Source organism: Brevundimonas sp. Root1423, assembly GCF_001426805.1.
Genome location: NZ_LMFL01000021.1, coordinates 1 through 18540, shown reverse-complemented (window position 1 = coordinate 18540; position 18540 = coordinate 1). Strand labels below are relative to the sequence as shown.

Genomic DNA, 18540 nt, shown 5'->3' with positions numbered 1-18540 from the left:
GCCGGGGCGCGCCGTCAATCGTCTGCCTCCGCCGCCCGAGCGGGCGGCCGGCCCCGAAGGTCCGGCCGCCCGTGTGCGGGGTCGTCCTAGCTGAGGACGACGATCGCGACGCGCCGGTTCTGGGCCCGGCCTTCCGGCGTCTCGTTCGGGGCCACCGGCGATTCCTCGCCATAGGAGATGGTCGCCATCCGGTTCAGGGCGATGCCCTGGCGGCTCAGCGAGCGGCGGACGGCCTCGGCCCGGGCCTCGCCGAGCTGATCGTTGTATTCGGCGTCGCCGCTGGCGTCCGTATAGCCCTGGATTTCCAGATAGACGTTGCGGTTCTCGCCCTTGAGACGCTGGGCCAGTTCTGCCAGCCGCTGTTCGGCTTCGGGCGAGAGGGCGTGGCGGTCGGTCGGGAATTTGACCGAGTCGTCCGACAGCACGACTTCGTAGAGGAATTTGCCTTCCGCCAGCTTGTGGGCCGCATTGGCCCGCTCAAGCGCCTGTCCGGCCGTGCCTTCGACCTGGGTCACCCGGTTGTCGACCACGGCAAGATTCTCACGCACGAATTTGTGGCTGGCGCAGCCGCTGGCGGCGAGGCCGAGGGCGAGAACCACGCCGGTCATGGCCGTCGTCCTGAGTTTCGATCGGGTCAAGTGTCGTCTCCTGATGGGCGGGGCGCCGCTCCCGCATAGGTGCGCGGACCTGAACCTGCCGTAACCCGGACGGCGGAGTGATGACCCGCATAGGGCCAAAACGCGTCACCTTGACCATTAGCTGAGCCTTACCGCCCGGGGGCGGCGGACGCCCTTCCGGCGCCACCTTGTTGACGCGGGCGGATGGTCTTCAGGTCGGCGCGGGCGCAATCAGGCTCGCCGGTCGAGACGTCCAGGTGCCGCCAGACCCCGAGATGCAAACCGGAAAATCACCCGGTGCGGCCGTATCGGCTCCGCGCCGCCCCGCCCCGTCCGGACGCCGGATGCGGGCATGGGCGCCCGCCGTCGCGCTGAGTCTGTCGGCACATCTGACGCTGTTTCTGGTCCTCGCTTCCTCTTCCCCGTCCCCGATCACAATTGTTCCGCCCGCGCCCGAACCGAGAGCCGTTGTGGTCACCCTGACCCGACCGCCCCCTCCTCCGCCGCCGCCCACGGCTCCGGTCATCGCCGAACCGCCCCCCGGTCCGCTCACGGCCGAGCCTGCCGCCGCTGCTTCGCCCGCTCCGCCGCGCCCGGTTCCGGCCCGCGCCGCGCCGCGCCCCCGGCCGGTTCGCACGCCACCGCCGCCCGACGTCCCCGCCCTGCCCGCCAACCCGGCTCCCGTGGTCGCCCCCATGGCCGTGATCGGCGAGGCCCAGCTGGCCGGCGCCCTCCGGGCCGGGACGGGTCAGGGCGGCGGTTCGGGATCGGGCGGCGGCGGGGGCGGCGGCGCGGGCGCGGGAACCGGCGGCGCCTGCGACATGGTCCGGCGGCTGCAGGACGCGCTGCGGGCCGACCCCGAGGTGCGCGCCGCCGTAGCCCAGGCCCATCGCGCCATGCCGGCCTCGGGTCGGGCCATCCTGGTCTGGAACGGCGACTGGATCCAGGACCCGACCCAGGCGGGCAAGGGTCTGGCCGGGGTGCGCCAGGCCATCGCCCTGGAGGTCGCCTTCGCGCCGCGCGAATGCCGGACCCAGGCGATGCGCGGCCTCGCCGTCATCGCCTTCGCCGACGGACCGGGCGCGCCGCGGCTGGCGCTGGGCGGCGGCGCTTGGCGCTGGTCCGACCTGCTGGGCGCGCGCTAGGTCCCGGGCGATCAGGCCTTGTCGCGGATCCGCATGGCCCCGCCGGCGGCGCCGGTCTGGACTTCGAACCGCCCGGTTCCCCGGATCAGGTCCGACAGCTTGGCGCAGCCGTAGGTGCGCTGGTCGAAGTCGGGATAGGCGTTGCGCAACCGGTCGCCGAGGCCGCTGACCGTGACCCAGCCGTCGCCGTCCTCGTCCATGTCAGCGATCACCGTGGCAATCAACCGGGCCGCCTCGGCCGGCTTGCGCTTGCCGGGGGCGGGGGCCGGCGTGGGCGCGGGCCCCGCCCCCGTGGTCCGGCGGCGCGGCGCCGGCGACGCCTCCTCGCCTGCCGGCGCGCTGAGGTTCTCGGTGTAGATGAAGCGGGTGCACGCCTGGCGGAAGCTTTCGGGCGTCTTCTGCTCGCCGAAGCCGAAGACGTCGACGCCTTCCTCGCGGATGCGCGACGCCAGCCGGGTGAAGTCGGCGTCCGAAGAGACCAGGCAGAAGCCGTCGAACCGGCCCGAGTGCAGCAGGTCCATGGCGTCGATGACCAGGGCGATATCGCCCGAGTTCTTGCCCTTGGTGTTGGCGAAATTCTGCTGCGGCTGGATGGCGTACCTGGCCAGGACCCGCGTCCAGCCGGCGATCTGGGCGCTGGCGAAATCGCCGTAGATGCGCCGCGCCGAGGCCTCGCCAAGGGTGGCGATCTCGGTGAACAGGGCCTCGGCGATCCGCGCCGAGGCGTTCTCGGCGTCGATCAGAACGGCAAGGCGCGGGGCCTTTCCTTCAGCAGGCATGGCGGGGGTCCTCGGTTGGAGCGACGGCACCTGTCGCCCCGGTCGCGCCCCGGGTCAATGCCGGCTAGCCCGCGGGGGCGGCCGTGGTGCGGACCAGAAGACCGTCGACCGGCTGGACCACGCCGTTCGAGGCCACGGTCTCGTCGCCGGTCAGGCGCGCGCGGGCGCCGTTGTCGCCCGACACGATCACGGAGTCGCCGTCCTTCGAGAAGGTCAGCAGGGTGTTGGCCATGGTGCGCATCTCGGCGGCGCCCGAGCCGTTGCGCTCGATGGCGGCGACGATGTCGGCGCGGGTCAGGGCGCCCGGCACGATATGGGCCCGCAGCATGGCGGCGCCCTGGGCCTTCATCGCCTCGTCGCCGAGATCGCCGGCCGAGGCGGCGAAGGCGGCGTCCAACGGGGCGAACACCGTATAGGGGCCCTTGCCCGCCAGCACGTCGCCGAGAGCGGCGTTGTCCAGCACGCGTTCCAGCGTGCCGAACGACCGGTCATCCTTCAGCGTCGCCGCGATGGTCCGGTTCGAGGGGGCGGCGGCCTTGCCCGCGCCGTCAGCCTTGCCCGTGCCCTCGCCGCAGGCGGTCAGGGCCATCACGCAAAGGGGGGCCAGCGCCCAGCGCATCGTTCGTGTCATGCTCATGCTCTCTGTCGGGTCAGGGATCAGGTCAGCAGCTGGATGACGGCGGTCACCAGCTGGGTCTTGGGGTCGGCCTGATACACATAGCCGTCGTTGTAGCGGTACATGGCGTTGGCGTTGTCGACGTACTGGTCCCGGTAGGCGGCGGGCACGTTGTAGACGTCGTAACCGCTGGGCAGGGGCTGGCCGACGCTGAGGTTCTGGCCGGTCAGCAGGGCCGCGACCTGGCTGATCATCTGCGTCTGCGGATCCACGCCGTAGAGGGCGCCGTCGGCATAGCGGTAGTCCTGGCCCTGCGGCAGGCCGAAATAGCTGGAATAGTAGTCGGGCGCCGGCTGGTAGGCATATTGCGACGGCCACGCCGCGCCGGGCGCCAGCGCCCCGCCCAGCACGGGCAGATAGCCGAGCAGCGAACCCTGCGGGTTCATGCGGTACAGATAGCCGTCCTCGTAGCGATAGCGCGACTCGTCGCCGGCCCGGCGCCACAGCGATTCATAGCGGTCGACGCCGGCGGCGGCGGCGATCCGGCGCGCCTGGCCCGGAGGCAGGCAGCCGTTGTCCTTCTTCGCCAGTCCGGGCGGGCAGCCGGCGATCAGGCCGCGGTCGTCGTCGCGGTTGAAATAGACCACCGGGCGGCCGTCGCGGGTCTGGAAGACCTGACGCGCGGCCTCGCGGCGCATTTCGCGGCGGTCGTCGCGGTCATCGTCGTCCCCGCGCCGGTCGCGCACAGCCTCGACGGCGCGGGCGGCCCGGACCTCGGACCGCGCGACGCGGGGCGTCTCATTGCGGCCCGGACGGTCGTCGCGTCCCCGGCCCCGGTCGTCGTCGTCGCGGCCGCCGCGGTCGTCGCCGCGGTCCTGCTTGCCGCCTTCATGGCCGCCGTGGCCGCGACCGTTTCCGTTGCCGTGGTCCTGGGCGAGGGCGGCGCCGGGCGCGGCCAGGGCCAGAAGAAGGGCGGTGGTGATCGGAACAAGCTTGTACATGGGGTTACTCTTTCAGTTCCCCCTCACAACGTCCCCGACCGGACGGTGTTCCCTCGCCGGCCGCAAGGACTCCGCCGCGCGCCGCCGTCAAGCGGCGCACGGCAGGCCCGTCCGGGCCGGGCCGACAGGCGCAGCCGGATCGGAAACCCGGCCGCGACTCCCGCCCTGTTACCCCGCCCGCCGTCCGAACATCCCGGCCAGCGCCGTCATTCGGCCCTTGTCGGCGCCGGTCGCCCGTTCCGCCGCCGCGTTGAGGGCCGCGGCCAGGTCGGCCGCGCCGCCGCGGTCGTCCGCGCTGCGGCGCCACTGGTCGACGCCGGCGCGGATGCGCGCGGTCAGGGCGGCGTCGGCGGTCGGCGAGCGCATGATCTGGTCGAGATAGGCCTGGGCCACGTCGGGGCTGTCGGGCCAGCTGACGCGCATCTGGGTCTGGGGGTTGATGGTGTCGGCCCGGACGCTTTCAGCCGCGGCGATCTCGGCCGCCGACAGATGTTCGCCGGGGACCAGTTTCAGCACGTCGAGGCCGCGGGCGATCTCGCTGGCGTAGATGCGGCCGTTGAGCCAGTAGGCCGACCAGTGGCCGGCGACGTACATCTTGCCGGTCTCGAGCGGCCCGCGGTCGAAGAAGGCGATCTCGACCGGCCGGGTCGCGTCGGTGAAGTCCATGATCGAGACGCCGCCCTGATACCAGGCCTGGACCATCAGGTCGCGGCCGGGGACGGGGATGACCATGCCGTTGTGGGCGACGCAGTTCTGGTCGGCGGGCTGGGCCGAGGGCAGTTTGTGGAAGGCGCGGCCGCGCAGGGTGCGGTTCTCGATGGTGGCGACCATGTTGGCGCCCCAGGTCGAGGGATCCTCGGCGCGGCAGCGGGCGCTGGTGCCGCCGCCCCACTCGTCGGTGAAGACGACCTTGTCGCCGGCGTTGTTGAAGGTGGCCGAGTGCCAGTAGGCCATGTCGGGGTCGAAGATGTCGGACACCCGGGTCGGGTTCCGCGGATCCGAGATGTCCAGCAGGATGCCGTTGCCGCTGCAGGCGCCGGCCGCCAGGCCGATGTCGGGATAGACGGTGATGTCGTGGCACTGGTTGGTCTGGGCGGTGCGCTGGCTGGCGATGCCGGCGGCGCCGCCGCGCCACAGGCCGGCGACGCGGCCCGTCTGGCTGTCGGCGAAGATGCGCGGGCGGTTGACGATGGCGGCGTCCTGCGGCCGGTCCAGCGGCACCTCGATGACGTCGATCGAGAACAGGGCGGTGTCGGGGTTCTGGTCCGGCTGGCCGTCGGTGCAGATGGACAGCTCCTCGGTCTTGCGCACGTTCGAGGTGCCCGAGTTGTAGATGTAGAGCCGGCGCGGGTCGGTCGGGTGCGGGACCAGGGTGTGGGTGTGCGAGCCGCGGCAGGTCTGGACGGCGGCGATCTGGCGCGGGGCGTTCAGGTCGCTGATGTCGAAGATGCGCACGCCGCGGAAGCGGTCGGCGTTGACCTCGCCCGTGGCGGCGGTCGTGCCGCAGTCGAGGCGGGCGCGGTTCTCTTCCACCGACATGAACAGCAGGTCGCCGTGGATGGAGACGTCGCCCTGGCCGCCGGGACAGACCACCGACATGACCAGCCGGGGCGCGCCGTCGGTCACGTCATAGGCGTTGAAGCCATTGAAATTGCCGAGGAACAGCTTGCCGTCCGACATCGCCATGTCAGTGTTGGCCAGGGCCAGGGGGCCGTATTTGGGGTTGTTGCGCATCCGCGCCTGGAAGGCCTCGGCCTCGGCCTGGTTGGTCGGCGGGGCGAACAGGGCCTCGGGGTCGAAGAAGCCGGGAGCGGGCTCGACCGAATATTCCAGCGCCATGCCCGAGGCCAGCTGGCCGGCGTCCCGCAGGCCGCCGCTCAGGGCGCTGCGCGCGTCGGCCGTGATGACCTGGGCCGCGGGCGCCTGGGCCTGGGCGGGGGCGAGGCCGGCGCCCATCAGCACGCCGAGGGCGGCGACAGTGGAAAGCAGGGTGCTGCGAACGTTCATGGGCCGGTCCTTCGGGTGCGGGTTCAGAGGTCTGAGAGGAGGGATTGCATGCGCAGGATCTCCGCCGACTGGTCGGAGACGACGGAGGCGGTGAAGTCGGACAGCATGGTGTCTTCGGCGGCGCCGTCCGTGGCCAGCAGGGCGTCGACCATGTCGAGGGCGCCCTGATGGTGCTGGATCATGCCCTCGAGAAACAGGCGGTCGAAGGCGGGGCCGCGGGCGGCGGCCAGGGCCTGCATCTGCGCCGGTGACAGCATGCCGGGCATGACGGGCGTGTCGCTGGCGGGCATGGCGGGGCCGGCGTGGGCGGCGTGGGCGGAATGATCCATGCCGGCGTGGCCGGACATGCCCGGCATCTCCAGCGGCTGGCCGCGCCCGGTCAGCCAGTCGCGCATGATGTCCATCTCGGCCTGCTGGCTCAGGGCGATGCGGCGGCCCATCAGCTTCACCGTCGGACTGGCGCCGCGGGTCTCGAGCAGCCCGACCATCTCAACGGCCTGGGCGTGGTGGACGATCATATGCTGCAGGAAGGCGACGTCGTCGCCGGTGAAGGTCGAGCGGCTCAGAGCCACCGCCTCGCCGGGGGTGATGATCCGCGCCGCCGCGCCGGGTGCGCCGGGCTGGAAGATCGGCGGCGTCTGCGGACCCGGCTGGGCCGCGATCAATCCGGCGAGGAGGAGGCCCGGCAGAAGGGTCAATCGCTAGCCCGCCGTGCCGACGGTGCTGAACTTGCCGTCCTGCAGATGGCCGATGACCCAGTTCATGGTCCGCCCGCCGGAGAATTTGACGGCCCAGGTCTCGACCCGGCCGTCGGGGGTGTCCTGGGCGCTGACGAAGGTCACCGATTCGATGGCCCCCATGGCGCTCAGGCCCGGAGCCATGCCCTCGATCTGGCCGTTGCAGGCGTCCAGCAGGGACGCCGCCATCAGCGCCTCAAGACAGGTTCCGGCGGCGGCCTCGGTGACGATGCGGTTCAGCTGTTCGCCATACTGGCCGTCCTGGGCCATCGCCGGGAACGCCATCAGCCCCGCCGCCGCCACGCCGGCCAGGATCACACGGATACGCATTCGGTCTGCTCCCTGCCCCGATTTCCGCGGGGACCATGACTCAGCCGGCGGGCGTCCACAACCTGCCGCCGCATGACAAAGAGTTCACGCTGGGGCCCGCGGGACGGTCGCCGGGCGGCTGGACTTCGCCCCCCCGGGGATGCTCTGTTGAGCCGTGGCGAGGACGCGGCCCCCCGAGGCGGTTCGCAACGTCCGGCAGCGGGGATTATGGAATGAAGCGCGTACTCCTGGCCACGGCCGCCTCGCTGGCGTTCGCCAGTCCCTCGTGGGGCCAGACTGCGGCGCCGGCGCCGGTCGCGGTTCCGGCGACGCAGGAGGCCGCGGCGCCCGCCGCCGCCGTCGACGACGAGACGCCCGCGTGGGACGTCCAGAACCCGCCCGGACCCTCGCGCGACATTCCCATCGACGTCACGCGCGGCACCTGGATGTCGCTGGACGTCAGCCCGGACGGCCAGACCCTCGTCTTCGACCTGCTGGGCGACATCTATGTGATGCCCGCCGCCGGCGGCGAGGCGCGCGCCATCGCCAGCGGCGTGGCCTGGGAGATGCAGCCGAAATGGTCGCCCGACGGCCGCCACATCGCCTTCACCTCGGATCGCGGCGGCGGCGACAACATCTGGATCATGGACGCCGACGGCTCCAACCCGACCCAGGTGTCGAAGGAGACCTTCCGCCTGCTGAACCAGCCCGAGTGGACGCCCGACGGCCAGTTCATCGTCGCCCGCAAGCATTTCACCTCGGCGCGCTCGCTGGGGGCCGGCGAGTTGTGGATGTACCACCGCTCGGGCGGCGGCGGCGTGCAGATGACCGAGCGCCGCACSCAGCAGAAGGACACGGGCGARCCCGCCTTCTCGCCCGACGGCCGCTATCTGTATTTCAGCGACGACGCCACGCCGGGGACGACCTTCGAATACTCCAAGGACGTCAACGACCAGATCTATGTCATCCGCCGCCTCGACCGGCCTCGAATGTACCACCGCTCGGGCGGCGGCGGCGTGCAGATGACCGAGCGCCGCACCCAGCAGAAGGACACGGGCGARCCCGCCTTCTCGCCCGACGGCCGCTATCTGTATTTCAGCGACGACGCCACGCCGGGGACGACCTTCGAATATTCGAAGGATCCCAACACCCAGATCTACATCATCCGCCGCCTCGACCGCGAGACGGGCGAGATCGACGCCTATGTCACCGGCCCCGGCGGYTCGATCCGCCCGACGCCCTCGCCCGACGGCAAGTCCCTSGCCTTCATCCGGCGCGTTCGCTACCAGTCGACCCTSTATGTCATGGACATCGAGTCYGGCCGCGAGACCCCGGTCTTCTCGGCGCTCGACCGCGACATGCAGGAGACCTGGGCGATCCACGGGGTCTATCCGGCGATCAGCTGGACGCCCGACAACCGCTCCATCGTCTTCTGGTCCGACGGCCGGATCCAGCGTGTCGACGTGGCCTCGCAGGCCGTGACCGACATTCCCTTCCACGTCGCCGACACCCGCCGGGTGCAGGATACGGTGCGCTTCCCCGTCGAGGCCGCGCCCGACCGGTTCGACGTGAAGATGATCCGCTGGGCCCGCCCCTCGCCCGACGGATCGCGGGTGGTGTTCGAGGCCCTGGGCAATCTGTGGATCCGCGACCTGCCGACCGGAACGCCGCGCCGCCTGACCCGCCAGAGCGACCATTTCGAACTCTATCCGTCCTGGTCGCGCGACGGCCGTTCGATCGTCTACACGACCTGGGACGATCAGGACCTCGGCGCCGTCCGCGTGGTTCCGGCGTCCGGCGGAACCGGGCGTGTCGTGACGCCCGACCCGGGCCACTATGTCGAACCGACCTTCTCGCCCGACGGCCGCACGATCGTCTATCGCACCGTCAGCGGCGGCTCGCTGACCTCGGCCCTGTGGGGCCGCGATCCCGGCGTCTACCGCATCCCGACGGCGGGCGGCGAGCCCGTCCATGTCACGGACGACGGCGAGGGCCCGCAGTTCGGCGCCGACGGCGAGCGGCTGTTCCTGACCGGCCGCGACGGCGACAAGCGCACCCTGATCTCGGTCGACCTGGACGGCGACGGGAAACGCACCCACCTGACCTCGGAATGGGCCAGCGAATTCGCCGTCTCGCCCGACGGAAACTGGGTCGGCTGGACCGAACGGTTCCAGGCCTTTGTCGCCCCCTTCGTCGCCGCCGGCCGGCCGCAGACGATCGCCCCCGACGGCAAGTCCCTGCCGCAGGCCCGGGTCACCCGCGACTCCGGCGAATGGCTCAGCTGGTCCGGCGACAGCCGCCGGCTGCAGTGGTCGCAGGGGCCCGAGCTTTTCACCCGCGACCTGAACCAGTCCTTCGCCTTCGTCGACGGCGCGCCCGACGAACTGCCCAAACCCGACGAGCGCGGGATCAACATCGGCTTCACCGCCGGGGCCGACAAGCCCGAGGGCCGCATGGCCCTGACCGGCGCCCGGCTGATCACCATGAACGGCGCCGAGGTCATCGAGAACGGCGTCGTCATTATCGACGGCAACCGCATCGAGGCCATCGGCCCGGCCGCGACCACGCCCGTCCCCGCCGGCGTCCCGGTCATGGACATGGCCGGCAAGACCATCATGCCCGGCCTGATCGACGCCCACTGGCACGGGTCAATGGGGTCGGACGAGATCATCCCGGAGCAGAGCTGGGTCGACTACGCCTCCCTCGCCTTCGGCGTGACCACGATCCACAACCCGTCCAGCGACACCAGCGAGATCTTCGCCCACAGCGAGCTGGCCCGCGCCGGCCGCGTGGTCGCCCCGCGCATCTTCTCGACCGGCTCGATCCTGTACGGCGCGACCAGCGCCGGGACCGTGAAGATCGACAGCCTCGACGACGCCCTGTCGACCCTTCGCCGCATGCAGGCGGCGGGGGCGTGGAGCGTCAAGAGCTACAACCAGCCCCGCCGCGACCAGCGCCAGCAGATCATCGAGGCGGCGCGCCGGCTGAACATGATGGTGGTCCCCGAGGGCGGCTCGCTGTTCCACGCCGACATGTCGATGATCGTCGACGGCCACACCACGGTGGAGCATTCGATCCCCCTGGCCCGCATGTACGACGACGTCCACCAGCTGTGGCGGCAGACGGGCACGGCCTACAATCCGACCCTGGTGGTGGCCTTCGGCGGCAGCTACGGCGAGAACTACTGGTATCAGGAGAGCAACGTCTGGGAGCATCCGATCCTGACGCAGTACGTACCACGCCGCCTGCTCGACGCCCGCGCCCGCCGGCCCGTGACCCTGCCGGACAATGAGTGGAACCACATCTCGGTCGCGCGCGAGGCGACGCGGCTGTCGCAGCAGGGCGTCCCCGTCCTGATCGGCGCCCATGGCCAGCGCGAGGGCCTGGCCGCCCACTGGGAGCTGTGGAGTCTCGCCCAGGGCGGCATGGCTCCGATGGACGTGATCCGCGCCGGCACGATCAGCGGGGCCCGCGCCCTGGGCCTGGACCGCGACCTGGGCTCGCTGGAGCCCGGCAAGCTGGCCGACATGGTGGTGCTGGACCGGAACCCGCTGGAGAACATCCGCGACACCACCTCCATCGCCTACACCATCGCCAACGGCCGGGTGTACGACACCGGCATGAACGAGGTCGCCCCGCGGCAGAGGGCCCGGGCGCCGTTCTGGTTCGCCGGGACCGGCGGCGAAGGCTGGTCGGCGGGGGCGACGGAGGCAGAGGCGGACGGCCACGGGCACGATTGACGGCGGCCGATCCCTGGCGGGTCTGGCCCGTCCGCGTCACTACGCCCGGGCGGTTTCCCGTTGCGCCAACGCGGCCCGGACCGCCGCGTTCAGGTCGTCGATGCGGAACGGCTTCCTGAGCACCCGGCCGGGATCGACCACGGCGTCGACCGCCGCCATGTCCGCATATCCCGTCGCCAGGATGATCGGCAAAGAGGGCAGATGGCGGCGGGCTTCGTTCACCACCTCGACCCCGTTCATGCCCGGCATCGCATAGTCGACGATGACGAGATCGGGCGCCGCCTCGCGCAGCGACTTCAAGCCGTCGGCCCCGTTGGACGAGGCCACGACGGCGTAGCCGGAGTCCTCCAGGCTATCGACGATGAACTGGCGCACGCCTTCGTCGTCGTCGATGACCAGAACCCGCTCGCGCTCGGTGCGCACGGGCAGGTCCCGCCGCGCGGCGGGCCCGGCGACGACCGCGACCGGCGCCGTCAGGGGCAGCCAGATCTCGATTCTCGCGCCCCGGCCTTCCGTGCTGTCGATCCGGACCGTGCCGGCGGACTGTCGGGCGATGCCGAACACCTGGCTCAACCCCAGCCCCGTCCCCTTGCCCACCGGCTTGGTCGTGAAGAACGGATCGAACACCTTGTCGATCAGCGAGGACGGGATTCCCGTGCCCGTGTCCGACACCGTCACCACGCCATAGTCGCCGGCCGAAAGCGTCGCGTCATCGGCCGTTTCCGACCGTGTCGAGATCCGCAGCGTCCCGCCGTCCGCCATCGCGTCCCGGGCGTTGATGGCCAGGTTGAGGATCGCCAGTTCCAGCTGGTTCTCGTCGGCCATGGCCCAGGGCTGATCCCCGTCGAGGGCCATTTCGATGGTGATCTGCGGCCCGATGGTGCGCGCCAGCATATCGCTCATGCCCGACACGAGCGCATTCAGGTCGACCGGCTGCAGATTGAGCCTCTGGGTTCGCGAGAAGGCCAGCAGCTGATGCGTCAGCTTGGCCGCCCGATCGGCCGCCTGCTGGGCGTAGCCCGTCAATTTCGCCGTTCGCTCGTCCATGGTGCGGCGCTGGATCAGTTCGAGATTGCCGAATATGACCGTCAGAAGGTTGTTGAAGTCGTGGGCGATGCCGCCCGTCAGCTGCCCCACCGCCTCCATCTTCTGGGCCTGCACCAGCGCCGCCTGGGCGCGTTCGCGCTCGGCGACCTCGGCGGTCAGCCGGTTGTTGGCGGTCGACAGCTCCGAGGTGCGCCGGGCGATCCGGGTTTCCAGACTGGCGTTGAGCTGCGTCAGCCGATCCTCGGCCGAGGTCAGGTCGTCCAGCAGCTGCCGCGCCTGATACTGGCGCCGGCGGCCCCTCAGCGCCGACTTGACCGCGCTGGCCAGGGTCTCGCCGTGGATCGGCCGCTCGAGCACGACGACGTTGCCCATCTGCTCGAGCACGATCTGGGCGTCGCGCGGCCGGCGTCCCGCGCGCTTGGTCGCCAGCAGGATGAACGGAAAGTCGGACCACGCGGGCTGGGCGTCCAGCCAGTCCGTCAGCCGCCCCCGGTCGGCGTGCAGGGACTCCTCCGTGACCAGGGCGACGCCTGCCCCGGTCGCGATCTCTCCCGCGAGATCGTCGACGCTGGCGCAGACCCGGCAGTCGTGTCCTTCCGGGGTCAGAACCCGGGCCATCACCTCGGCGTCCCGGCCGCGCAGGGCCAGCAGCAGAACGCGGTCCTGAAGGTTCACTCGTCACCCGCCGCCGGCTCGGCCGACATCAGGGCGGTTCCGCCGCGATAGTTCGGAAGCCCGGTCAGAACCCCCTCGAAGTCCTTCAGCGGCTCGCCGATCTCCAGCCCGGTGTGGGTCAGGCGGAACTGCCGGATGCTGGCCTGGTGCCGGGTGGTCCGGCTCTTGGCGACCGAGATGGCCTTGAGCACATTGCCGCGCGCCTCGAAATACCGGAACAGCACGATGGTGTCGGACAGATAGCTGAGGTCGATCTCCGAGCGGATGTCGCCGACGATGCCGTGCTGACCCAGCACCAGCATGGTCACCACCCCCTGCTGGTTCAGGTAGGACAGCATCTCGTGCATCTGCAGCAGCAGGAATTTCTCGCCGGGCATCGCCTGCAGGAAGGCGTTCAGGCTGTCGATGGCGATGAACCGGACGCCGTCCTGCTCGACCGCGCGGCGGATCCAGCTGGCGAACTCGCCGGGGGACAGCTCGGCCGGATCGATCTGGAAGATCTGCAGCGCGCCGCTGTCGATGTGGGGCTGCAGGTCCATGCCCATGGCGCGCGATCGCGCCATCATGGTCGCGACGCCTTCGTCGAACAGATAGTAGGCCGCCTTCTCGCCCCGCTCGATGGCGGTCAGGCCGGCCCGGACGGCGGTCGTGGTCTTGCCCACGCCCGACGGGCCGTTCAGCAGCGTGTTGGTGCCGGGCGAGATCCCGCCGCCCAGCATCTCGTCGAACTGCGGCACGCCCGTCGACAGCAGGGTGTCGGTGAATTCCCGGTGATGTTCGGCCGCGATCAGCCGCGGGAAGACGGCGACGCCGCCCGTCTCGATGGCGAAGTCGTGGAAGCCGCCGCGGTACTTCACCCCCCGCATCTTCACCACCCGCAGACGGCGCCGTTCCGAGCCGTATTCCTGGGCCGCCTGCTCCAGGGTGATGACGCCGTGGGCGATGCTGTGCAGCTGCAGGTCGCCGGGATCCGAGCTGCGGTCGTCCAGCATCAGCACCGTGCAGTTGCGGGTCGAGAAATACTGCTTCAGGGCCAGGATCTGCCGGCGGTAGCGCAGCGAGCTCTGGGCCAGAAGCCGCATCTCCGACAGGCTGTCGAAGACCACGCGCGCCGGCCGGATCCGGTCCACGCATTCGCGCACGCCGGACAGGGTCTCGCCCAGCTCGACCTCCGACGGCTCCAGGATCGACTGTTCGCTGTCCGGGTCCAGCCCCTCCTCATTGACCAGTTCGAACAGCTCGACCTGGTCCAGCGACCAGTTGTGGCTCTGCGCCACCTCGCGCAGTTCCGCGGCCGTTTCCGACAGGGTGATGTACAGCCCCCGCTCGCCGACCCGCGCGCCCTCCAGCAGGAACTGCAGCGCGATCGTGGTCTTGCCCGAGCCGGGCGTGCCCTCCAGCAGATACGACCGGTTGGCCGTCAGCCCGCCGCCGAGCACGCTGTCGAGCTCCGCGATCCCGGTGGAGACCCGGCGGGTCGGTTCGGCGGACGTGGAAGGCGGTGACATCTGCGGCTGGCTCTCCGGCGCCTTTCGGCGGATTGACCTCACCTAACGGCCAAGGTCCGCGATTGGCTCCATCATCATCATGTGCGGCGCCTGTCGAGCGTCCATATGGACAGACAGGTCCGGTAGCGGACAAACATCCGGCCGCGCCGCCGCCTCAGTCCGCCTCGGGCCAGACCGGCTCGCCGTCCTCTGTATCCGTCCCCAGCAACTTGCGCCGCACCGCCTCGTAGGCCGCCTCGTCCGGCTCCTGCGCCCAGGCGTCGCCCCGGCCCCGCGCGGCCCGGTCGGCCAGCCGGGCATAGCCCTCCGCCAGCCCGACCAGCGCCCGCGCCTCGGCCCACAGCCGTCCCGTCATGGCCCGGCCCGAGGCCCGCGTCGCCACCCGCGCCAGCGCCGCCGGATCGCCCGCCTCGGTCTCATCCAGTTCCGCGATCCCTGTGAACAGCCGCGCCGCCACCGCCTCGGGACTGTTGCGCCGCGCCTCTTCCAGCTCGGCCTCGCGCGCCAGCGCCTGCCCGATCGCCTGGGCGTCGCCCCAGTCGCGCTTGGTCGCCCCGTGCTGGGTGATCCGCTTGCGCACGGCGTGCTGCGACACCCGCCATTTCAGCGCCAGAAACGGCGCCGTGGCCCCCTCGCGATATTCCTTGAGGATGATCTCCCACGTCTCGGTCGAGAGCCGGTAGTGGGCGGGCGCATCCGGATCGCGCGGCTTGCGCGGCCCTTTCGGGGTGCGATGGGGATAGGTGTTGGCGAGCGGCGTATCGGTCATCGCACAAGGATAAGCCCGCCCGGACGGGCGCCAGGAACAAGGGCGAAATCGGCCCGCAAACGCAGGCGGGGCGGGGAATCGGGGTGCGAGGTAGAAACTAGACGCCGTCGGTTAGGCTCGTCCAGAGAACCTCTGCGATCTGCTTCGCCAGGAACGGGGGCACAGCATTTCCGACTTGAACGTATTGCTCAGTACGATTGCCCAGGAAGAGGTAATTATCAGGGAATGTCTGAAGCCTTGCTGCTTCTCTGACAGTCAGCGAACGACACTGGCTCGGATCGGGATGGATGAAATAGTGTCCATCCTTCGAGATATGGCTGGTGACCGTCGTCGAAGGCTGATCCCACCGCTGCGTCCTGAAACGATCAGCAAACTTGCCGGACGCCCAGTTGGCGTGAGCAGGCGCAAGTGCGCCGGGGAAATCCTCCGCCTTCGGGGCGCGACCGCGGACACCGGTGAAGACGGCGCTGAAGAAATATCGACCGAGGTCTTCGGTCATGTGGCCTCGGCTCGAATGATTGAGAGTCACTTCCAGGCGGCTGTCTGTCAGCCAGTTGGCGAGCGCTTTGGGACACTCCGAAGACAATGGCGCAACGGCGAGCGACGATCGGGGAGGAGTGGAATTCGAGGCCTTGAAAGGGGCTTGCGCTTCCCGTGCCGCCGACAACACATCCAGCATCTCCGGCATCCGAGCCAAGGCGGAGATGACCTTGTCCATCTGTTCGATGACTACGCCCCGCCAGGTCGTGTCACCGTCATCACCTCTGCTCAGGCCGCTTCGAAGAACCGGGAGCCCGGCAATCGCATTTCGAACGGATGTGGGCGCTCCGGCGGACGCGCCATGTCTATCGGCGGCCGATGGCATCTTCGCCGCAACATCCCGCCGAAGGCCAACAACGATGACTCGGTGGCGAGCCTGAGGGACGCCGAATTCCTCACTTCGGACAATAAAGTCCTGAGGACGGGCGGACGGCTTCAGCACGGCCCGTCCCTCATCATCCCGACCGATAGCGAATAGCTCGTATGAACCGTCGGTGCCGTCTGCCGCTCGAAGGTCGTCAAGCACTCTGTCGAATATGCGCCGTCCATCGACCGACGACGACAGAATGCCTTTCACGTTTTCCATCACGAACGCTGCAGGCTTCAGGCCCTGCAGAATTCGGATGTACTCACGGTAGAGAAAATGACGATTGTCATCCCCCGGAACGTAGCCTTCGATGCCCTGATTTCGGGAGCGCCCGACGAGAGAGTATGCCTGACAGGGAGGACCGCCGATCACGATTGTAGGAGTTCCCTGTCGCACCAGGGAAGCGATCCTTCTGTCCAGGACTTCCGCAGCTTCCTCACTGCCGAGCTCAAGCTGCAGCGCTTCATCAAGCGCTGCCTTCCATTCTCGCTCGTGTGTCTGAGCCCAGTTGGGCAGTTGCCGACCGCTATTCAGCGCCTCGTAATATTCGCCAGGAAATTTCTTGAACTGGCGAAGGAAGGCACGGAGCTGGAGCGTCTTGTGCGCGGACGCCTCCTTCTCAACGGACAGGGTGACCTCGAAGGGGCGATGTCCTCCGTGATCGGAAAACGACGAGAAGCCTTCGGCAAGGCCGCCCGGTCCGGCGAACAGATCGACGACCTGATACGTTGATGGCATGCCCTTGAAGTTCTCGCGCCCTGAATCCAATCGCTATGTACCAGGGTCGCTCGAAACCTCCATGTGAAAAGGTCGAGATGGCTGATGTTGTCGACAGGGTGACCCGATCCCGCATGATGTCGGGCATCAAGGGCCGCAATACCCTACCAGAACTGGTGGTTCGACGAGCCTTGCATGCAGCTGGTTTTCGCTATCGGCTGCATGCTGCTGACCTCCCAGGGCGACCGGACATCGTCCTTCCCAAGCACCGAGCCGTCATCCTGATTCATGGATGCTTCTGGCACCGCCATCCTGGATGCCGCTTCACCACGACCCCAGCAACTCGACCCGAATTTTGGGCCGAAAAATTTGCCCGCAACGTCGAACGAGATGCGCGAAACCAACAAGCGCTACAGGCGATGGGCTGGCGGATCGCTACCGTATGGGAATGCGGTGTCCGCCAGCTGGATCAGCATGGAATAGAGAGCCTGATCGCCTGGATATGCTCCGACGACTCAGAGTACGAGGAGCGAGCCTCACCCATGTAGCGTTAGTCCAAGGCGTTTGCCTTGAGCTTGTCCGCGCCGACTACGTAGCCCAGCTTCAGCCCCACCGCCTCGAATGCCATTTCGGCATTCTGGTTCTTCTGCAACGCCTCATAGACCGCGCGAGTCCGGTCCGAGTGCGTCCAATCGGCCGTCCAAATCGGATGATCTATAATCCGTTGAATCGCCGCCTCAACGTTGGTCCATTTTCCTCCTGAAAAATCTCCTCGGAGAAATACTTTATCGCTCTTCTCGGCCAATATATGAGCGGAAGCCTCACGTAAAAGGTCAGCAACATACTGAAGAGATGACTGGAACATCATCCTCTTCATCCGCTCTTCAGATTGAGCTGACAAAGACTGAGAGGAATCAAAAGCAGATTGTGAAAACTGATTAAGTATCCGAACAACGTTTTGTAGCTCAGCTTGTCGTTGAGCCGCCATTTCCTCTCCCCGCTCGGGCATCGCCTTTACGGATATGAGCCTTTCGATGACCTTCCGCTTTACTGAGTTCTCGGTGATCATCGGTCGAGAATTCTTCTCCGTGCTAACCTTTTGCACATAGTTCGACAGGTCGAGGGTGGGGTCGGATAAAACCCTCTGGACGAGCGCGGCTTCAAAGGCGTCCTTCGCCCGCCTTTTCTCGACTGGGTCGGAGAAGGATGACAAAAACCCCTGTTCCGAGGCTTCCCCAGGAGAAACTGACTCCTCATAGGTCCGAAGCTTGCCTTCCCATTCATCAGAAAGCTTAGCGGCCAGTTCGAAGGGGGAGACGCGGCATTCTCCCCACCCATGCTGGTGGGGATATCGTGATCAGCTTCCAAGACCTCCGAAGCGCGGTTCATCTCGTCGCTGCAAAGGAAACACTTCCCCCCGCTCTTGATCCAGAGGCGATCTTCGATGTCATCTCGCTCTTCTGGCGGAAGACTATCTCGGAGAGCCTTGGAGATGACGATACCGTTCATGGGCACCCAGCTATTTTTGAGGGATCAGGCGTTGGAATGCTAACGTATTGCGTCTGTAGGTTTTCTCAATCCTCATCCATCTTCAGCGCGGCGATGAACGCCTCCTGCGGGATCTCCACCTTGCCGAATTGGCGCATCCGCTTCTTGCCRGCCTTCTGCTTCTCSAGCAGCTTCTTCTTCCGGGTGGCGTCGCCGCCGTAGCATTTGGACGTCACGTCCTTGCGCAGGGCGCGGACCGTCTCGCGGGCGATGATCTTGCCGCCGATGGCSGCCTGGATCGGGATGACGAACAGGTGCGGGGGGATCAGCTCCTTCATCTTCTCGACCATGCTGCGSCCSCGCATCTCGGCSCGGCCGCGGTGGACCAGCATGCTGAGGGCGTCGACCGGCTCGGCGTTGACGAGGATGTTCATCTTGACCAGRTCGCCGACCTTGTAGTCCGACAGCGTCCGACAGC

The 18540-nt window shown here is 68.5% G+C and carries 15 protein-coding genes and 1 pseudogene; 3 read left to right on the top strand and 13 right to left on the bottom strand.

Going from position 1 to position 18540, the window contains the following annotated elements; all coding sequences use genetic code 11:
- Positions 1-86: 86 nt before the first annotated feature.
- A complete protein-coding gene (locus ASD25_RS12975) occupies positions 87-638 on the bottom strand; it encodes an OmpA family protein (RefSeq protein ID WP_055831013.1) in 552 nt (183 codons plus the stop codon).
- Positions 639-1087: 449 nt separating this feature from the next.
- Between ASD25_RS12975 and ASD25_RS12970 the strand changes: the two genes are divergently transcribed.
- Positions 1088-1762, top strand: a complete 675-nt coding sequence (locus tag ASD25_RS12970; protein WP_156376986.1) for a hypothetical protein — start codon at positions 1088-1090, stop codon at positions 1760-1762.
- Between the two features lie 11 nt (positions 1763-1773).
- On the opposite strand, the gene ASD25_RS12965 is transcribed toward ASD25_RS12970, so the two are convergent.
- The 6 genes from ASD25_RS12965 to ASD25_RS12940 all read right to left on the bottom strand — a co-directional run bounded on the left by ASD25_RS12965 (position 1774) and on the right by ASD25_RS12940 (position 7232).
- Positions 1774-2541 (bottom strand): NYN domain-containing protein, encoded by a 768-nt coding sequence (locus ASD25_RS12965; RefSeq protein ID WP_055831018.1) that lies wholly within the window; start codon positions 2539-2541, stop codon positions 1774-1776.
- A 64-nt stretch (positions 2542-2605) separates the two neighbouring features.
- The gene (locus ASD25_RS12960; protein WP_162246628.1) at positions 2606-3172 is read right to left on the bottom strand and encodes a fasciclin domain-containing protein; all 567 of its coding nucleotides are present in this window, start codon (positions 3170-3172) and stop codon (positions 2606-2608) included.
- A 26-nt stretch (positions 3173-3198) separates the two neighbouring features.
- Positions 3199-4158 (bottom strand): hypothetical protein, encoded by a 960-nt coding sequence (locus ASD25_RS12955; RefSeq protein ID WP_055831022.1) that lies wholly within the window; start codon positions 4156-4158, stop codon positions 3199-3201.
- Between the two features lie 168 nt (positions 4159-4326).
- Positions 4327-6165, bottom strand: coding sequence for an LVIVD repeat-containing protein (locus tag ASD25_RS12950; RefSeq protein WP_055831025.1), 1839 nt, complete (start codon positions 6163-6165; stop codon positions 4327-4329).
- Positions 6166-6188: 23 nt separating this feature from the next.
- Entirely contained in the window at positions 6189-6863 is a 675-nt protein-coding gene (locus ASD25_RS12945; RefSeq protein ID WP_156376987.1) for a DUF305 domain-containing protein, read from the bottom strand.
- Between the two features lie 3 nt (positions 6864-6866).
- Complete coding sequence (locus tag ASD25_RS12940) at positions 6867-7232, bottom strand: hypothetical protein (RefSeq protein WP_055831029.1); 366 nt, start codon at positions 7230-7232, stop codon at positions 6867-6869.
- Positions 7233-7444: 212 nt separating this feature from the next.
- On the opposite strand from ASD25_RS12940, the gene ASD25_RS12935 reads away from it, so the two are divergent.
- Complete coding sequence (locus ASD25_RS12935; RefSeq protein ID WP_056617447.1) at positions 7445-10951, top strand: amidohydrolase family protein; 3507 nt, start codon at positions 7445-7447, stop codon at positions 10949-10951.
- A 39-nt stretch (positions 10952-10990) separates the two neighbouring features.
- On the opposite strand, the gene ASD25_RS12930 is transcribed toward ASD25_RS12935, so the two are convergent.
- The 4 genes from ASD25_RS12930 to ASD25_RS12915 form a co-directional block, all read right to left on the bottom strand.
- Positions 10991-12673, bottom strand: coding sequence for a response regulator (locus tag ASD25_RS12930; RefSeq protein WP_200943624.1), 1683 nt, complete (start codon positions 12671-12673; stop codon positions 10991-10993).
- On the bottom strand, positions 12670-14181 hold the full coding sequence (locus ASD25_RS12925) for an ATPase domain-containing protein (protein WP_055831034.1): 1512 nt from the start codon (positions 14179-14181) through the stop codon (positions 12670-12672). Before ASD25_RS12925 ends, ASD25_RS12930 begins: the two co-directional genes overlap by 4 nt.
- A 154-nt stretch (positions 14182-14335) precedes the next feature.
- Positions 14336-14950 (bottom strand): hypothetical protein, encoded by a 615-nt coding sequence (locus ASD25_RS32945; protein ID WP_055831036.1) that lies wholly within the window; start codon positions 14948-14950, stop codon positions 14336-14338.
- 97 nt (positions 14951-15047) lie between these two features.
- The gene (locus ASD25_RS12915) at positions 15048-16625 is read right to left on the bottom strand and encodes a DNA cytosine methyltransferase (RefSeq protein ID WP_200943623.1); all 1578 of its coding nucleotides are present in this window, start codon (positions 16623-16625) and stop codon (positions 15048-15050) included.
- Positions 16626-16672: 47 nt separating this feature from the next.
- On the opposite strand from ASD25_RS12915, the gene ASD25_RS12910 reads away from it, so the two are divergent.
- On the top strand, positions 16673-17122 hold the full coding sequence (locus ASD25_RS12910; RefSeq protein WP_055831040.1) for a very short patch repair endonuclease: 450 nt from the start codon (positions 16673-16675) through the stop codon (positions 17120-17122).
- A 2-nt stretch (positions 17123-17124) separates the two neighbouring features.
- On the opposite strand, the gene ASD25_RS30460 is transcribed toward ASD25_RS12910, so the two are convergent.
- Together ASD25_RS30460 and ASD25_RS12900 are read right to left on the bottom strand one after the other, a co-directional pair.
- Positions 17125-17643 carry a hypothetical protein gene (locus tag ASD25_RS30460; protein WP_156376988.1) on the bottom strand — a complete coding sequence of 173 codons (519 nt, stop codon included), beginning with the start codon at positions 17641-17643 and terminating at the stop codon, positions 17125-17127.
- Between the two features lie 505 nt (positions 17644-18148).
- A pseudogene (locus ASD25_RS12900) lies at positions 18149-18540 on the bottom strand (elongation factor 4); the annotation flags it as partial.